This window comes from Acinetobacter sp. YH01009 (genome assembly GCF_013420765.1).
In the GTDB taxonomy this organism is placed as follows: Bacteria; Pseudomonadota; Gammaproteobacteria; order Pseudomonadales; family Moraxellaceae; genus Acinetobacter; species Acinetobacter amyesii.
Genome location: NZ_VOYE01000001.1, coordinates 337,261 through 353,706, shown reverse-complemented (window position 1 = coordinate 353,706; position 16,446 = coordinate 337,261). Strand labels below are relative to the sequence as shown.

13 protein-coding genes are annotated in these 16,446 nt (G+C 40.2%); 4 read left to right on the top strand and 9 right to left on the bottom strand.

What is annotated here, in order from left to right:
• Nucleotides 1-7 precede the first annotated feature (7 nt).
• The 4 genes from FTT76_RS01755 to cxpE form a co-directional block, all read right to left on the bottom strand.
• The gene (locus FTT76_RS01755) at nt 8-2,422 is read right to left on the bottom strand and encodes a CSLREA domain-containing protein (RefSeq protein WP_180008965.1); all 2,415 of its coding nucleotides are present in this window, start codon (nt 2,420-2,422) and stop codon (nt 8-10) included.
• 24 nt (nt 2,423-2,446) lie between these two features.
• Nucleotides 2,447-4,258, bottom strand: a complete 1,812-nt coding sequence (gene rbtA, locus FTT76_RS01750) for a rhombotarget A (RefSeq protein WP_180008959.1) — start codon at nt 4,256-4,258, stop codon at nt 2,447-2,449.
• A gap of 118 nt (nt 4,259-4,376) precedes the next feature.
• Nucleotides 4,377-5,081, bottom strand: a complete 705-nt coding sequence (gene hda / locus FTT76_RS01745) for a DnaA regulatory inactivator Hda (protein WP_078190380.1) — start codon at nt 5,079-5,081, stop codon at nt 4,377-4,379.
• Between the two features lie 18 nt (nt 5,082-5,099).
• A complete protein-coding gene (gene cxpE / locus FTT76_RS01740) occupies nt 5,100-6,317 on the bottom strand; it encodes a chloramphenicol efflux transporter CxpE (protein ID WP_180008957.1) in 1,218 nt (405 codons plus the stop codon).
• 134 nt (nt 6,318-6,451) lie between these two features.
• Here cxpE and purM point away from each other — a divergent pair, with 134 nt between their 5' ends.
• From purM to FTT76_RS01725, 3 genes are all read left to right on the top strand, one after another.
• Nucleotides 6,452-7,522: a phosphoribosylformylglycinamidine cyclo-ligase gene (gene purM, locus FTT76_RS01735; RefSeq protein WP_078190382.1), complete on the top strand. Its 1,071-nt coding sequence runs from the start codon at nt 6,452-6,454 to the stop codon at nt 7,520-7,522.
• A gap of 9 nt (nt 7,523-7,531) precedes the next feature.
• Nucleotides 7,532-8,161 carry a phosphoribosylglycinamide formyltransferase gene (gene purN, locus FTT76_RS01730; RefSeq protein WP_180008955.1) on the top strand — a complete coding sequence of 210 codons (630 nt, stop codon included), beginning with the start codon at nt 7,532-7,534 and terminating at the stop codon, nt 8,159-8,161.
• 322 nt (nt 8,162-8,483) lie between these two features.
• Nucleotides 8,484-8,921, top strand: a complete 438-nt coding sequence (locus tag FTT76_RS01725) for an META domain-containing protein (RefSeq protein ID WP_078192049.1) — start codon at nt 8,484-8,486, stop codon at nt 8,919-8,921.
• A gap of 77 nt (nt 8,922-8,998) precedes the next feature.
• Here FTT76_RS01725 and FTT76_RS01720 read toward each other — a convergent pair whose 3' ends face one another.
• Together FTT76_RS01720 and sppA are read right to left on the bottom strand one after the other, a co-directional pair.
• Nucleotides 8,999-9,808 carry an alpha/beta fold hydrolase gene (locus FTT76_RS01720; protein ID WP_180008952.1) on the bottom strand — a complete coding sequence of 270 codons (810 nt, stop codon included), beginning with the start codon at nt 9,806-9,808 and terminating at the stop codon, nt 8,999-9,001.
• Entirely contained in the window at nt 9,805-10,830 is a 1,026-nt protein-coding gene (sppA, locus tag FTT76_RS01715) for a signal peptide peptidase SppA (protein WP_078190385.1), read from the bottom strand. The genes FTT76_RS01720 and sppA overlap by 4 nt, the downstream gene beginning before the upstream one ends.
• 127 nt (nt 10,831-10,957) lie before the next feature.
• Here sppA and FTT76_RS01710 point away from each other — a divergent pair, with 127 nt between their 5' ends.
• A complete protein-coding gene (locus FTT76_RS01710) occupies nt 10,958-11,929 on the top strand; it encodes a lysophospholipid acyltransferase family protein (RefSeq protein ID WP_180008950.1) in 972 nt (323 codons plus the stop codon).
• Nucleotides 11,930-11,960: 31 nt separating this feature from the next.
• On the opposite strand, the gene FTT76_RS01705 is transcribed toward FTT76_RS01710, so the two are convergent.
• From FTT76_RS01705 to FTT76_RS01695, 3 genes are all read right to left on the bottom strand, one after another.
• Nucleotides 11,961-14,420: a DNA internalization-related competence protein ComEC/Rec2 gene (locus tag FTT76_RS01705; RefSeq protein WP_180008948.1), complete on the bottom strand. Its 2,460-nt coding sequence runs from the start codon at nt 14,418-14,420 to the stop codon at nt 11,961-11,963.
• A 105-nt stretch (nt 14,421-14,525) separates the two neighbouring features.
• Entirely contained in the window at nt 14,526-15,209 is a 684-nt protein-coding gene (gene lolD, locus FTT76_RS01700) for a lipoprotein-releasing ABC transporter ATP-binding protein LolD (RefSeq protein ID WP_078192053.1), read from the bottom strand.
• Nucleotides 15,202-16,437, bottom strand: a complete 1,236-nt coding sequence (locus FTT76_RS01695) for a lipoprotein-releasing ABC transporter permease subunit (RefSeq protein ID WP_078190389.1) — start codon at nt 16,435-16,437, stop codon at nt 15,202-15,204. Before FTT76_RS01695 ends, lolD begins: the two co-directional genes overlap by 8 nt.
• Nucleotides 16,438-16,446 lie beyond the last annotated feature (9 nt).

The following is a 16,446-nucleotide window of genomic DNA, read 5'->3' as shown; positions in this document are numbered from 1 at the left end:
TATTGTCTTACTTGCTCAACCTACGCTGACGATACACACCCAAACCAATCAATGCCAACAGTCCAAATACTCCCATTGAGCCACCGCCGCTAGAAGAAGAGTTGGTATTTTTCGCGGTATTCTTAAGAGTCAGAATTGCATTACTTGATGCAATGCCGTCACTATCGATAACGCTATATTCAACAGGATAGTCAAACTGACTAAAGCCATTTTTTACAGAGAAGGTGATTTTGCCACCGTAGCAGGTTTCCTTTAAATAACTTGCTGGACAGCTACCACTATACTCAGCTTCAAAGTTTAAACCTGCTGGGATTTTCGTAAAACGAATTGGAATAATTTGGCCTTCTTCATTTTTATGCCATACCGATTTACCCGCTGGCATAGATGCAACTGGACCATCACCATCATCATTAGCGTTTTCTAATAAATTATTGACTGTAACAGACAAATTATTTGACGGACTAATCGTATATTGGGCAGCTTTGGCCACTGGGGTCATATTTTTAAAGGCCACACGTACTACACCAGAGGATTCCGCCTGACTCCCTGTCTTTTGTTTTAGCGTATATTTACAAAAACCGTATTCGGTAGGTGCTGTTGTTGCCCCACTGGTGCGATAAATAACGATTTGTTTTATTTCCGCATCCCAATCACAGTGCAGGTCATGCGGTGGATTACCTACGATACTTGCTTCGCCTGTACTAGACACCGTAATTTCACTACCGATGCCGATTGGTGAAGTCGTCACGGTATAGTTGTCAGCATTTAAGGCAATTTGTCGTGTTTCAGCACTACCATTCACAGACTCTTCTTGAGGTAATGATGCCGGGAACGGATCAAAATAAACTGCACGATATTTGAGGTTATTTTTTAATGCACTTAATACCGCTTCGTACTTTGTTAAATCATCCTGATTGGCAACTTTGTATTCTGCATAATCAGGATCATCGATATCCTTTTTCAAAGCATCAATTGTATTTTGATACTTATCTTGCAGAGCTGTTAAAGACTCATTGGTAATATCTGCCATATCTGCTGCGGTTAAATTCATTAACTCAACCGAGCCAATATCACATGTGTTTCTTTGCGTAGGTGATAACTGTAAAGTACCATCTGTGATCCGCAAAATGCCCCGTTGATCCGCATCACTACAGCCGTCTAAGCCCAGATTGATCAAGTCAAAACCACTGCCGATTGCTTTCGGGTAATACAAAGGTAAATACAAATTATAAGCAGATTTTGTTTGTAGGGCGCTTAATAAAGTCCCCATAGCATAACTACTTACATCATGGTTTTGCAGAAAGCTTTCCGTACTATTCAGCACACTTTCTGGTAAATCACACTGTGCGGCTGCCAGTTCAAATGCATTATTACTTGCCACAAATTTTTGACCATTATCAGGTACTGCATTATTCAGATAACGACAAGATTTTCCACCAGTATTGTAGGCCAATACATTGAAATACCAAGCCTTTGTACCATTGTTATCATAATAATAGGTACTAGCCGCATTGTTCTCGACTATTGTATTACTGGTTAAAACGAAGCTAGAAAAAGCACTTAAACGATCCGTTCCCTGAGAAATGGCACGGATAATACTACCCGTACTTGGATTTGCTTGGTTTTTTGCAATCGTATTTGCTGTCAGTTCAACCTTGGCATTTCCACAGAAGTCCATCACACTATTGCTCGTCGATGAACCATTTTGAATAATACTGCTTTGCTGGAACACAATTTCAGGCTGGGTATCCCCCAAGTTCCCGATACAGTCCATAGCAACAACACTACCTTTAGGTGCGATGTTGCCCTGAACTAAACTGCTCACCAATAATGTTTTTTTCGACATATTATGCGCAACGGAGTAGATTGCACCGCCAGCAACTTTGGCTTGAGAGTTTTCAATTGCACCATTATTTAAGGTAAATGCTCCCCCTAAATACAAGGCACCACCTCGATCTTCTGCCATCCCGCCAGTAAGGCGAACATTATTGACGATAAAGTTGGCTTCTGAACGTGAAGTATTAAAAATACGAGATTTGCCTTGGGCATTAATCGTCGTTCTAATATCTTCATAGGCAGGAAATTTCTGCGTCAGTAAATTTTTTGAATCATAGTTAAAGCGACTTTTCCCTTCAATCACGATCTGATTGACCGGAACTAACTCACCTTTAGTCAGAAGATATTCACCTGCTTCAAGTTGAATATAATCGGTCTGCCCATTATTTGGATTACCGACATTACATCCACCAAAAGATTTGTTTTTACGTGCAGTTTCAATCGCTTCACGTAAAGAACATTGATTGAGATTTTCACCATTTTCATCATCAAAGGTCGTAACTTTGATGATGTTACTTGTTGCTGCCATAGATGACATAGCCGCAAGGACCATGACCGCCAGCAATCCTTTTTTATAATTTTTCATGTGCTGTCCTTAATTCTATCCAGACTATTTTTTAAAGCGACGAAATCCAACTAAGCCAAGCAGCGCAAAAATACTCGCCCAGCCTAGAGCACCACCCGAAGTTTTAACGGTTTTACTTTCCATTTCATTGTTTGGTTCTTGGAAAATACGCACTTCTGCAGCTAAATAATTTTTTGCCGAAGTATTAAAACGGGTTGAAGACGTCACCACACGCAATTCAAAAATATCTGCGCCATGCCAATTTCCATTTGGCGTGTATTCAAAATCACCATTCAAATTCAGTGTAAATTTACCTTTTGATTCGGTGCTTTGTACAACTATTGGACAACCATCTTGCCATGGCTCACCTGTTGGATTTGCCATACCCATCACTTTTGTACATTCTTCTTTTGGAATTAAATCACTGTCACCTAAAGCATCTAAGATATTAAACTTCGCCACTTCACCTGTACGTATGTCTTTACCTAAGCGAGGCATGCTCACAGGAACCACAATTTCGATAGCCCCACGATCACACCAAACATCATCCAAATTACGATTTTTTCCACGCTGATCAGAAGACTCACAATACACATGATGCTCATTGCCATCTGCTGTGGTCTTCCCCTTATTTAATATCGGGCTTGAGAAAATCGTTTCGTAATCTAATAAAATACGAGGACGTAAATAACCAATAAATGCGTTGTTTGCTGTGGTAAATGGACAGAAAAGTGCATTACGATCTTCTGTTAAGGTTTTACAGCTACCTTCATCTTCACCCGCGATTAAACTTGTCCCAGACCACACATCATTTAAATTTGCAGCAGGCCCAACAGGACAACTCGCAGCCACTAAGTTGTTATAAAAAACAGATTGGTCTGTACCTGAGTTCACGACTTTACAATCTTGAGCTGTACCGCTGAGTGCATTACCAATCACCACACTATTGGCTAAATAAGCATGTTCAGAGGTACTATTTAGTTCAATACCACCACTGTTCTTCAGTACTGTAATATTATTGAGTGCTAAGCCATCACGTAAGTTGATAGCAAAACCTTTGTTTTTGAAAAAGGTACTATTGGCAATGATATTTTGAGGGTTACTGAACACTAACTTGCTGATGTCTGCGAGCCCATTTTGATTGTAAACAATCGCTCGACCAGAAGTGCTTTCATTATTTTTGAACAAAGATGTATAGATTTCATAAGCCGGCGCTTCTGAGTAAATTGCACCACCATCTACCGCTTTGTTGTTTTGAAAAATCGTGGTTCGCATATACAGACGGCTTGCTACAGCTGCGCCATCTTCTGAGAATCCAACATTGTAGATTGCACCACCAAGTCGTGCATTACCATCTTCAAACTTTACATTTTCAAGTGTGAGTTTTTCATTATTAAAAAGGATGCCGCCTTTATCAGCGCACTGATCTTGCTTACATCCTTTAAATGAAATTTCTTTAAAATTGATCGCAATTAGTTCTTTTTCGCCGTCATTAATATTAAAAATTTGATCCTTACCGGTCATTTCAATGACGGCATTATTAAGACCGAGTACGACATCTTCATTGACGTTACTGTCATACGCCGTTTTCAGATTCAGTTCTGCTTTAATATCAATTTTTTTAGTGAGTTTATAAACTTCATTTTTTTTCAGAGAAATTGAGGCATAGGCGTCTTTCCCCCCGCAACCATTATATCCGGCTTCTGGCATACCATTATTGATATATTCTATGGCTTCACGAAGTGAACATTCCTTGTCATCCTTTACAACATCTTCAGTGGTTGTAACGGTAATTTCTGCGCTAAATGCATGACCTGCCATGAGAAGCATGCCAATGCCTATGCTCTGTTTGAGCATATCCATCTCCTTAAATATTTTTTATCTTTTTATTCTTAAGTTGCACAATCCTTGCAACATTAAAATATTTTTATGTACTTTGTCACAGCTTGAGTAATTACTCAAGAATTTTTATTGCTTACCGATATTCATCAATTAGGGCAAAAATCTGTCTTAAATTGGCATGACTCAATTTGACTTTTTCACCTTTTAACATCTGAATCAGTTGTTCTAAAGATCTAAGTAAAATGGATGCCTGATGCGGCCCATGTGCCAACAAATAATCTACAATTTGTTGATCCATATGGATGCCACGTCGCGCCAAAACAGAGTTTACGAGTGCTTGTCGGTCTGCGTATAAACTACCATTTGGTACTTTTACACTGACAGCCTGAGTTAATCGAGACTGTAAATCTGGCAGTTCAAGTTTGAGTTCAATGGGCGCCAGCCGAGATGAAAAGACCAATTGACCACCTTCTTCGTTATTATAATTAATCAGGTGAAAAACAGCTTTTTGCCAATGTGGAACTCCGCTAATCGCTTCAATATCGTCTAAAGCCACCAAGTCATAGCGATCGAGCGAAGTAATCGCTTCAGTGGGAGCATCTAGCAATTCAAGCAATGAAACTTGAATTGCTGATTTGCCAATTTCTAAATAGGAGTCACATATTGCAGACAGTAAATGGCTTTTTCCTGTGCCAGCTCCACCATAGATATAGAAACGATTCATTAATCCTGCATGTAATTGACGTACACCATCGATTACATGTCCCCAACTCGGCCCAGAAAAATCACTAATTCGGGCATCGAGCTGGGGTTCTATATCTAACTGCAATTGACGCATATCTATATTTTGGCCTTATCAATCTTTATGTTCTGATCGTTCAATGTTACTCGAAATTTCAGGATCTTGCAGCGAATTTGCAGACTGATTTTTGAGCTCAATATCGACAGCAATTTGATTGGTTTCTACGCTTAATGTGCCAATTTCAGCATCATTCACCACGAGTACATCATTTCGGTATAAATTACTTTTCTCATAATTTTCACGCGCATGACGTAATAACACCACAATAATCGCTGCGACAGGTAATGCAATGAGCATTCCGAGCAGTCCTGCCAATTGTGCGCCTGCAAGCACCGCAAAAACTACGGCTACTGGAGACAAACCAATTTTGTCGCCCAGTAAGAACGGCTGTAGGATATAGCCTTCTATCGCCTGTCCCACCATGAAGACAACCAGCACTAAGGCCAAATGTACCCAATCCAAACCGAATTGGAATAGACATGCCACAACTGCCGAAATAATACCGACTGCAAAACCCAAGTACGGAATAATGCTGGCTAAACCTGCAATCATCCCGATGATGATGCCGACCTCAATACCCACCAATTGAAGTCCAACCGCATATACAACGCCCAACAAGAACATCACCAAGAACTGGCCTTTTACAAATGCGCCTAGAACTTCATGACATTCGCCTACGATGGTTAATGTGCTTTTTTCGTATTTGCGTGGAATAAGGCGACGCATGTTTTCTAACATACGCTCCCAATCTAATAAGAAATAGAAGGCAATGATTGGAATTAAGACAATCGTGCCACCAATTTGTATGAAGTTCAGACCTGATTGAGCCACTTTTAACAACATGGCTTGGATACTGTCTGCACTATAGTTGGTTTGAATATACTCCATGATCGCTGCTGACATTTGCTCTGTATCAATTTCCATCGGTACAAGATTAAATGTCTCTGATAACCACGGCAGGAATGTATAGTTGACCCAATGAATATTGCTTGGAATATTGTTTTTCGCATACATCAACTGTTCCCATACCAGTGGTACGAGGAACCACATTGAAAGGAATATAGCGACACCAATTCCAATAAAGACCAAACTGATAGATAACCAGCGCGGCAAGCCAATATTATGTAATTTATCGACTAAAGGGCTAAATAAATATGCAATTAGAAATGCGCCGATAAAAGGAACAACTACAGGCTTTAATAAGTATAAAACCCATATGATCAATGCTATCCCAGCAAGAATAAATATTCGGCGCAAGGTGCGATCACCCATATAAAGTCACCTTTTTTCAATGTAATCGTTATAGAAAGGAAAATATTTTAATAAAGATAACATTTTAGTGCGAAATAGCATAAGAGTTTTGCATATTCAGGTTATAATCCCCGCGCGAATGCGGAGACTTCATTATGAGCAACTCAACTTCTACCCCAAACACTGGTTTAAGCTACAAAGATGCAGGTGTCGACATTGAAGCGGGCGACGCGTTAGTCGATCGTATCAAATCTGTCGCGAAACGTACTGCACGTCCTGAAGTAATGGGCGGCCTAGGCGGCTTCGGCGCTCTTTGTAAAATTCCTAAAGGTTATGAAGAACCTGTTCTCGTATCTGGCACAGATGGTGTTGGTACAAAATTACGTTTAGCATTGAATTTGAACCGTCATGACACAATTGGTCAAGACTTGGTTGCAATGTGCGTAAACGATCTTCTTGTATGTGGTGCTGAACCACTGTTCTTCCTTGACTACTATGCAACTGGCCACCTCAACGTTGACGTTGCAGCAAATGTTGTAACTGGTATCGGTGCGGGTTGTGAACTTGCAGGCTGTGCATTGGTTGGCGGTGAAACTGCTGAAATGCCAGGTATGTATGAAGGCGAAGACTATGACCTTGCAGGTTTCTGCGTAGGTGTAGTTGAGCAAAGCAAAATTATTGATGGCTCTAAAGTTAAAGCGGGTGACGTTTTAGTTGGTGTTGCATCTTCTGGCGCACACTCAAACGGTTACTCACTTCTTCGTAAAATTTTAGATGTGAAAAACGTTGACCTTACTCAAATCGTTGATGGTCGTCCACTTGCAGATACAGCAATGGAACCAACACGTATTTATGTAAAACCAATTCTTCAGTTATTGAAAGAAGTGGATGTACACGCTATGGCGCACATCACAGGCGGCGGTTTACCGGGTAACTTACCTCGCGTACTGCCAAATGGTGCTCAAGCGGTAGTCAATGAAGCATCTTGGGAATGGCCAGAATTATTCAAACTACTTCAAAAAGAAGGTGGTGTTGAACAATTTGAAATGTACCGCACATTTAACTGTGGCGTAGGTATGGTTCTCGTGGTTGATGCAGCCGATGCTGACAAAACTGTTGAATTACTCAATAGCCTTGGCGAAAAAGCATTCACAATGGGTCACATTGCAGATAATGCTGAATCTGTTGAAGGCGCTGACGAAAAAATCCGTGTAGTTTTCGCATAAGCAACGTTCATGATTAAAATTGCTGTACTTGTTTCAGGCAGCGGATCTAACCTGCAAGCCCTGATCGATGCCAATCTATCAGGTCAAATCGTTGGGGTGATTTCCAATAGACCTGACGCTTTTGCACTGCAACGTGCAGAAAAAGCAAAGATTGCAACTGCAGTCATTGAACATAAACAATATCCAAGTCGTGAAGCTTTTGATGATGTGATGCATCAACAACTGCTCGACTGGGATGTTGATTTGGTCATTTTAGCAGGCTTTATGCGCATTTTAAGCGCAAAATTTGTCAAAGCATGGGAAGGAAAAATGATTAACATCCACCCTTCTCTGCTGCCAAATTATAAAGGCATGCATACTCATCAACGTGTTTTAAACACCGGTGATGTCTTCCATGGCTGTACAGTTCACTATGTGACTGCAGAGCTGGATGCTGGTCAAGCGCTTGCTCAAGGCGTACTTAAAGTCAATGTGCATGATCATGCTGAAAGTCTGGCAGATCGGGTTCACGTGCTTGAGCATGTGATTTACCCTCAAGTGGCAGAATGGATTTGTAATGGCACCATTCAACACACTGAAAACGGTGTTTTATATCGTGGCGAGCCTTTGCAACAACCTGTTCAATTCTGTAAGTTCTAAGCAACTGTATAATTTAACAATCAACGCATCTTAGGGTGCGTTTTGTTTTTCAGTGCCAAATAAAACTCTATTTATTACTAAAATCTAAAATCTAAAATCTAAAATCTAAAATCTAAAATCTAAAATCTAAAATCTAAAATCTAAAATCTAAAATCTAAAATCTAAAATCCATTTTTGCAGAATGTTCAACTTTATGATCAATATGTAGTTTTTAGTTAAATTAAAGCTTTTAGCATCATTAAAATAATAAGCTTATATTGCAATTAGTAAACCTTATAAATCTAGAAATATTACATCCTTCAAAAAAAGTGGAGAAAATCACATGTTAAAATCCATCACACTGGCGACTTGTGCATGTATAACACTGGGTATGATTGGTTGTGCTACGACATCAAATCCGGCTACTGATCGTAATTTAGATAAATTACAAAACAAAAATTGGGTTGCGAGTGAAATTCAAGGCGTTAAGCTTGAAGCTGACCCTAACAATTCGAACGTACCCACCATCACTTTCGACGATACTCGTGTAAGTGGTTCTGATGGTTGTAATCGATTCATGGGCGGTTACGCTGTGCAAAACACAAAAATCCAATTTTCAAACCTTGCTACAACACAAAGAGCGTGTTTGACTGCGACAAATATTCCTCAACATTTTTCGCAGGCATTGAGCCAAGTTACTCATTATGATGCCTCTAAAGATCATTTGAAATTTTTAGATGCCAACAACAAAGTTGTTTTACAATTTGAAAATGCGAAATAAATCTCAAAAGTAGAATGTTTCATTCATAAAAAAAGCACTCTATAGAGTGCTTTTTTTTGTGTTGTCGTTTTTAAGCTTTAATGATGACGCTTAGGCAATTTAAGTAAATCTTTGATCAATTCAACAGTTTCCACAGGATGTTCCAATGGGAACATATGACTCCCCGCAACAACTTTAAATGGAATCCCAAATTTTTTCTCAACCTTTTGTGGAAAGTGCCGAGCTAAAAATGGCCCCTGCTCTGCAATTAACTGCTGCACAGGCACTTGTGGTTGAGTCTGAGGTAACCACCACAGTGAAGGATTGGTTCGAAAAATATGAACCTCATCATCACGTGAAATCGTCAACTCCACCCCACCACGCAGTTTATCGTCCATCAAGGCATAATCAATATAAGCTTGATAACAGTCTGGATCGAAATCTTTATAAAAACCTTTCGGCCTTAAAAGCTCCGCTGCTTGTTCACGACTGTCCCAATGATCACGACGACGTTTCGACAAGCCTGCGGGCGACATTTTATCGACAACTTTGAGTTTGAGGAGTTTTGCAATGTGCAAAGCAAAAGACTCTTTACCCATGATCATAGGCGGATCAATCATTAACACTTGTTCAAACAATTCTGGGCGTTGTAACGCAGCCTGAAATGTTAAAACCGAACCTAATGAGTGACCTAATCCAATCACCTTACGACCATTGGCCTGACGTACAATACTATCAATGACTTGCTGTGTTAAGCTCTTCCAATGGTTATCGATTGGGTAACGCTTATCTGGCCCAAGTAGCGGCACATAGATCACATCATATTCATCACTCAATAAATCAAACAATTTTTGATAAACCAGTGATGGCACGCCATTGGCGTGCGCAAAATGAATTAACGGTTTCATTGTAACTTCGTGCTGTTTTCAGATTGAACCTGTTGTGACAATGCGCTTGCCAAACCTTGACCAAATGAACTTCCCATACGACCAAGTACAGAATCAAATGGACTATTTTCAATGGTGTAGTTCACAGCTTTTTCAGTTTTCAACTCACGTTTCAGGCTATTTAAACTACCTGTACGGTCAGCAATACCCAGCTTCACAGCCTGATCACCTGTCCAAAATAAACCTGAGAAAATAGCCGGATCATTCGATTTTAATTTCTTACCGCGACCTTCTTTCACGGCATTAATAAAATGCGCATGAACGTTATCGAGTACACCTTGAACATGTGCTTTTTGTGCAGCATCGACAGGTTGAGTCATGGATAAAATCGCTTTGTTCTCACCCGAAGTCATGGTGCGATCTTCTACACCAAACTTTTGCATCAAACCACTAACGCCATAGTTCGGCATGATCACGCCAATTGAACCCACTAAACTTGAAGGATTGACAATAATTTCATCTGCGGCAGAAGCAATATAGTACGCACCTGAAGCGCCTGTATCACCAATAATGGCATACAGTTTTTTATCGGTATGGGCTTTTTTCAAGTACTGAATTTCTTGCCAGATTTCATCAGACTGAACAGGTGAACCACCCGGTGAATTAATATTTAAAACAACCGCTTTGCTTTGTTTATTTTCATAAGCTTTTTTCAAAGCTTTGATGGTATTTGCGCTGTTTACACTTTGCTTGTCCGCTGCAATGGTCCCAATGATATCAACCACGGCAATATGTGAACCCGCTGTTGCTGCAGGATCTGATGATGACATGCTGCAACTTTTCGCCATCGCAATGATAATAAATAGCAAATAAGCAAAGGTTAAAAATTTAAAAAATATACCCCATCTACGTGCTCTACGTTGTTCCTCAACGGAAGAAAGCACGGCTTTTTCTAATATTTTCCATTCATTTCCAGTTGGCTGCTGGATATTGTTTGAAGAACTTTGCTGTTTTTCTTCAGGTTTTGGTGGCCATTCGGACATAAAAAAACCCATTTGATCGTTAATTTGTAGTCATTATATACACGCTAATCGCTATAACTGTCTAATCAATTCATTTTCCCCTATAATTATTTTAAATTTTCTTTCATTTCTTTCAGACTTAAATAAGATGACCGACCAAAATTCACAGGACACCACATATCACCTGTTAAAATTTATCAGCCGTCAACCTATTCAAATTTCTAGATTAATTGCAAAAGGTTTGGCTGGGTTAGTCAATGTTTTAAAAATCTCTAAAACCTACTCTACGATTCAACGCAATCTTAAAATTGCATTGCCTGAATTATCAGAGTCAGCTCGCATTCAACTCACTAAACAAGCGATTCGAAACGAACTTTGTTCTTATTTTGAATTTTTTAACATTTGGGGTGCAAGTACAGAAAAAAATATTCAACGAATTCATCACGTACATGGCGCTGAATATTTACATGAAGCGCTCGCCCTACAAAAAGGCGTTGTACTCGTGGTACCACATTTTGGTACTTGGGAAATCATGAATGCATGGGTTGCGCAGTACACTCAAATGACCATCATGTACAAGCCGGTAAAAAGTGAATCTGCCAACAATTTTGTCCGTGCTGCTCGAAGCCGTGAGCAAGCAATATTGGTTCCTACGGATGAATCAGGTGTACGTCAAATTTTCAAAGCCTTAAAACAAGGTGGGACGACGGTGATTTTGCCAGACCATACCCCCAATGCCGGCGGTGAAATGATTCCATACTTTGGTATTCCACTAAAAACCAGCAACTTAAGTGCAAAACTAATTCAAAAAACCAAAGCACGTGCGCTCTTACTGTACGCCATTCGTAATGATAATCATGGTTTTGATATGCATATCGAACCTATCGATGACAATATTTATCAAGGCAATGCAGATGATGGCTCAATGGTTATTTTTAAAGCAGTGGAAGATTTAATTCATCGTTATCCAGAACATTATCACTGGAGCTATAAACGCTTTAAAGCCAATCCAAAATTGAGAAATCTATACAATATTAGTGATGAGGAAGCCGCTCAACGCATTCGTGATATTCGTGAGGAATATCAAAGACAGCAAAAAATTAAAAATGTGACAGAATGACATTTTCAAGCAATACACTTGAAGCAGTTTTCTATTCAGATTCTTTAGATAGCCTGCGATATAGATCGAGCCATTTATACTTTGTACGCTCTTCAATTAGTTCAATTTGTTGTTTATTTTGCTTGAAATGAATACTTCCACTTTGTGCAGTTTGCAAGAGTGGAATGTCTAATTGTTTGAGACGTGTTTGGGTCATCTTTGCAGGATGTCCATAACGATTAAAGCGACCTGCGGAAGCAATCGCCAACTTGGGCTTAAAATGGTTTAAAAACGCATAGGATGAACTGTGCCGACTACCATGGTGTCCAAGCACCAAGACATCGACTTTTAGGTCTGGATAATCACTTAACATTTGATATTCCGTCTCCCAACCCGCATCCCCCATCAATAGAAAATGTCGTGGGCCATTGACGCCTTTGACCGTGACATATAGAACACAAGAACGTTCATTGGCATTCCATTGAGCATTTGTCAGATCTTCAGGCTTTGGCGAGAGTATTTCAAAATATACTTGCTGATCCCAATTCCACTGCTGACCACGCTGACATAAGCGCTGTGGAGCTTGGTTTATGGTTTGTACCCGCTCATTACTTGAAAGCTGTCCAATATCAAGCTGTTGCTCCAATGAGAAAAAGCCACCACTATGGTCTTGATCTAAATGAGTCAATAACACCCGATCTAGTCGATGGACACCTTGCACACTCAAAAATGGCCGGATGATATTTTGCCCAACACTAAATTTATTTTCATCATAGTTTCCACCGAAGTCCACCATCATATGATGATCTACAGATCGGATGTAGATCGCCTGCCCTTGCCCCACATCTAAAATTGAAAGCTGAAAATTTGCTGAATTTCTCCATGGGATAAACAGAGCAAAAAAGGCAATGACCGCCCAATATTTTGGCAAGATTCCTTCAGGTAAAAATAAGATTACTATAACGAGTATCAACAGTACGATCTGAGTTGACGTCAATGCGACATCTTGCATTTGTGGTGCAAAGAGTCGATCTAAGCCATAGAGAAATACATGCAACACTTCTAAACACAGATCATTGAATAAAAAGACCAAATGCGCCAAAGGTGTAGAAATATAAGAAAGTGCCCCTCCGATGATATCTAAAGGAACCACCACAGCCCCTAACCACGGGATGGCGAATAAATTACTTAATGGGCTAATCCAAGTCACTTGCTTGAAAAAAATCACCATCAATGGAAATAAGGCGACAAAGATTTTCCATTGTGATTCCACCATCAACCACATTGAATGCTTTAACTTTTGCCAAAAACTGACTTCCGCTTGAGCCAGTAAATGCATCCTTAAGGTTTGATATATCCGCAGTAAAATAAAGCATGCGCCATAAGACAACCAAAATGCCGCGGATAAAATACTAAAGGGATCCACGAGCAATAAAATTGCGGCACTAAAAACCAGCAGTTGAAAAGGCTGAATGGTTTGCCGTAACAAAAGCATGCTACTTGCGACAAGGCAGATCGTCAGCGTTCTTAGTGCTGGTATTTCAAAACCGGTAAATGCACAATATAAAAGGACACAGAAGATAAAGGGCACGACCAATACATATTGTTTAGGCCATTTGAGATAAATTTTGGGACAATATTTACGGATACCCAACTGCATCGCCCAACAGAGCATGCTGGCAAAAACCAGTACATGCGGACCAGAGATCGCTAGTAAATGACTCATGCCAAAGCGTTGAAATAATTCACTGGTGCCTTCAGTGAGTAAACTTTTATCACCAGTAAGCAGTGCTAGCAGCAAGCCATGATTTCGTAGTGGTTGTTGATATATAAACGCTCTTAAATATAAACGCTGCTGTTCGACTTTTATTTTGAACTGATGCAACACACCTTGATGTCGTTGATACTGATGACCATAGCCCATTGCAGTCATATGTTGGGGTGGTATCAATTCGACTGACTTCACCTTTAAACTGGCATGTATATTTTGCTGTATGCTCCACCGTTCTTGATCAAATGCACCTTCGGTCACATAACTCTGTGTAGGCCGTAACTCACCATACATGCGATAGTATTGCCCGGGAACTAGCTGGATCGTCTGGTCATTATTTTGCAAAATCGAATTGGGTAAATACGCCATAAAATATTGAATCTGCTGATTCACATTTAGCACTTCGACTTTTTGATGTATCGCTTGGTCTTTGAGTTGGCTAATTTGTGGGATATACACAATAAACTCGCCTTGTCTGCTCTGATGCTCAACCAATGCCAAACGCTGATCAAGTTGAGTATTGGCGAAACTGAAGCCGAGAATTGCACCCATGCATAGATTTGTACTGAGCTGTAAGATTTTCGAAAAAATACTTTTTAGTTTTGATGAAATACCAAGCTGTAAACCTAGCCAAATCAGGACAATAAAAAGCAACTGAGCTGTCGAGAGTTGTGGATTCCAAAACCTGAAACCCATAAAAGAAATGCCTAAAATCCAGCCAATACAAAAGCTTTGCAACATGAGTCATCATTATTTTTATTATGTGCTGGCAATAATAAAGCCCACCGAGGTGAGCTTCAATCAAACAATCTTAATCCACTAATTTTTGCGAAATCAATTTAGCGCTTAGTCATCAACCCATAAACCATCTTGCATATGCAAAATCGCATCAGCAGATTGAGCTAAATATTCATCATGGGTCACGATTAACATGGCCATGTTAAATTCTTTACGCAACTCAGATAGCAACTCAAAAATCTTCACTGCGGTTTTTCGGTCTAAGTTCCCTGTTGGCTCATCAGCCATCATCAACTTAGGTCTTGCTACCAATGCACGGGCCAAAGCCACACGTTGACGTTCACCGCCTGAAAGTTCGCCGGGTTTGTGCGTCATGCGGTGGGAAAGTCCAACACGTTCCAACAGGTATTCAGCTTGCTGCTTGACTTCTTTGAAGTTACTCGACTTCCGTAACATTAATGGCATCGCCACATTTTCAAAGGCGGTAAATTCAGGTAGTAAGTGATGGAATTGATATACAAAACCTAAATGCTCATTACGAATATATCCACGCTCTGCTTCACCTAAAGTGTCAAAGCGTTGACCATTAATCAACACTTGACCCGATGTTGGACGATCTAAGCCACCCAATACATGCAACAACGTACTTTTACCAGAACCACTTGACCCCACAATCGAAACAAACTCACCCGCTTTGACTTGTAATGAAAGTCCACGAATCACATCGACTGTAGACTTCCCATCGGTAAAAGATTTGGTAATGTTTTGGGCATCTAAAACTAAATTACTCATAGCGTAGAGCCTCTGCAGGTTGAACTTTAGCTGCACGTAAAGCCGGATAAATAGTCGCGATAAAGCTAAGACCCAATGATAAGGACACAATCACCACAACATCTTGCCATCTTAAATAAGACGGTAAATAGTTAATGAAGTAAGCATCAAACATATTTAAGCCCAGTGTTGTATTCAACCAACCAACTAAATTACTAATACTAGATGCAGCGATAATCCCTAAAATTGCCCCAGACACCGTACCAATCACCCCAATCACTGTACCTTGCACCATAAAGATCCGCGTGATTGTAGCCGGTGAAGCGCCTAGTGTACGCAAAATGGCAATATCGGATTTTTTATCAGTGACCACCATCACCAATGAAGACACAATATTAAATGCTGCAACCAATACAATCAGGAACAGCAATAAACTTACCATTGCCTTTTCCATTTGAATCGCACTGAACAGGTTGCCGTGTGTATAAGTCCAATCTGAAGCATAGAAGTTTGCTGGTAGATCACGCACAATTTCTTGAGAGACTTGTGGTGCTGCAAAAATATCATCCAACTTCATACGGATGCCTTGTGCACCATCTGGCAGTCTTAATAAAGTCGACGCATCGTTCAGAGCTACATAGCCCATCATCGAATCAACTTCCGCACCAATACTGAAAATACCCACAATTTTAAATCGTTTAAAACGCGGAACGACCCCAGCCGGAGAAGGTGTTGCTTCAGGAAGCACTAAGGTCACACTGTCATTCAAGCCTAAACCTAAGGCATCTGTCATTTGCTTGCCAAGGACAATACCAAACTCACCTTTTTTCAGGTTATCGATACTACCTTCCACCATATGGTCTTGGATAATTGATACCTTTTTTTCATACTGCGGTTCAATCCCACTGACCATAATGCCAGACACTTGACCTTGTGCCGTCAACATTCCCTGTAATTGGGTGAATGGTGCGACCCCTTGAACATGCTCATGCTGCTCAATTTTTTTTGCAAGTTCAGGCCAATTTGTTAAAATTTGTGTTGAAGAAACAGTGGCTTGAGGTATCATTCCTAAGACACGAGTTTTCAGCTCACGATCGAAACCATTCATCACAGATAAAACTGTAATAAGGACTGCCACACCAAGCGTGAGGCCGATCATGGATACCAGAGCAATAAAAGAAATAAAGTGGTTACTGCGCCGAGCGCGAGTGTATCTCAACCCTATATACAGCGAGATTGGTTTAAACATAACCATCTA

Excerpts from the sequence above, each read along its gene's own strand:
- FTT76_RS01755 (WP_180008965.1), bottom strand. The coding sequence starts at position 2,422 with ATGAAAAATTATAAAAAAGGATTGCTGGCGGTCATGGTCCTTGCGGCT.
- rbtA (WP_180008959.1), bottom strand. The coding sequence starts at position 4,258 with ATGCTCAAACAGAGCATAGGCATTGGCATGCTTCTCATGGCAGGTCAT.
- hda (WP_078190380.1), bottom strand. The coding sequence starts at position 5,081 with ATGCGTCAATTGCAGTTAGATATAGAACCCCAGCTCGATGCCCGAATT.
- cxpE (WP_180008957.1), bottom strand. The coding sequence starts at position 6,317 with ATGGGTGATCGCACCTTGCGCCGAATATTTATTCTTGCTGGGATAGCA.
- purM (WP_078190382.1), top strand. The coding sequence starts at position 6,452 with ATGAGCAACTCAACTTCTACCCCAAACACTGGTTTAAGCTACAAAGAT.
- purN (WP_180008955.1), top strand. The coding sequence starts at position 7,532 with ATGATTAAAATTGCTGTACTTGTTTCAGGCAGCGGATCTAACCTGCAA.
- FTT76_RS01725 (WP_078192049.1), top strand. The coding sequence starts at position 8,484 with ATGTTAAAATCCATCACACTGGCGACTTGTGCATGTATAACACTGGGT.
- FTT76_RS01720 (WP_180008952.1), bottom strand. The coding sequence starts at position 9,808 with ATGAAACCGTTAATTCATTTTGCGCACGCCAATGGCGTGCCATCACTG.
- sppA (WP_078190385.1), bottom strand. The coding sequence starts at position 10,830 with ATGTCCGAATGGCCACCAAAACCTGAAGAAAAACAGCAAAGTTCTTCA.
- FTT76_RS01710 (WP_180008950.1), top strand. The coding sequence starts at position 10,958 with ATGACCGACCAAAATTCACAGGACACCACATATCACCTGTTAAAATTT.
- FTT76_RS01705 (WP_180008948.1), bottom strand. The coding sequence starts at position 14,420 with ATGTTGCAAAGCTTTTGTATTGGCTGGATTTTAGGCATTTCTTTTATG.
- lolD (WP_078192053.1), bottom strand. The coding sequence starts at position 15,209 with ATGAGTAATTTAGTTTTAGATGCCCAAAACATTACCAAATCTTTTACC.
- FTT76_RS01695 (WP_078190389.1), bottom strand. The coding sequence starts at position 16,437 with ATGTTTAAACCAATCTCGCTGTATATAGGGTTGAGATACACTCGCGCT.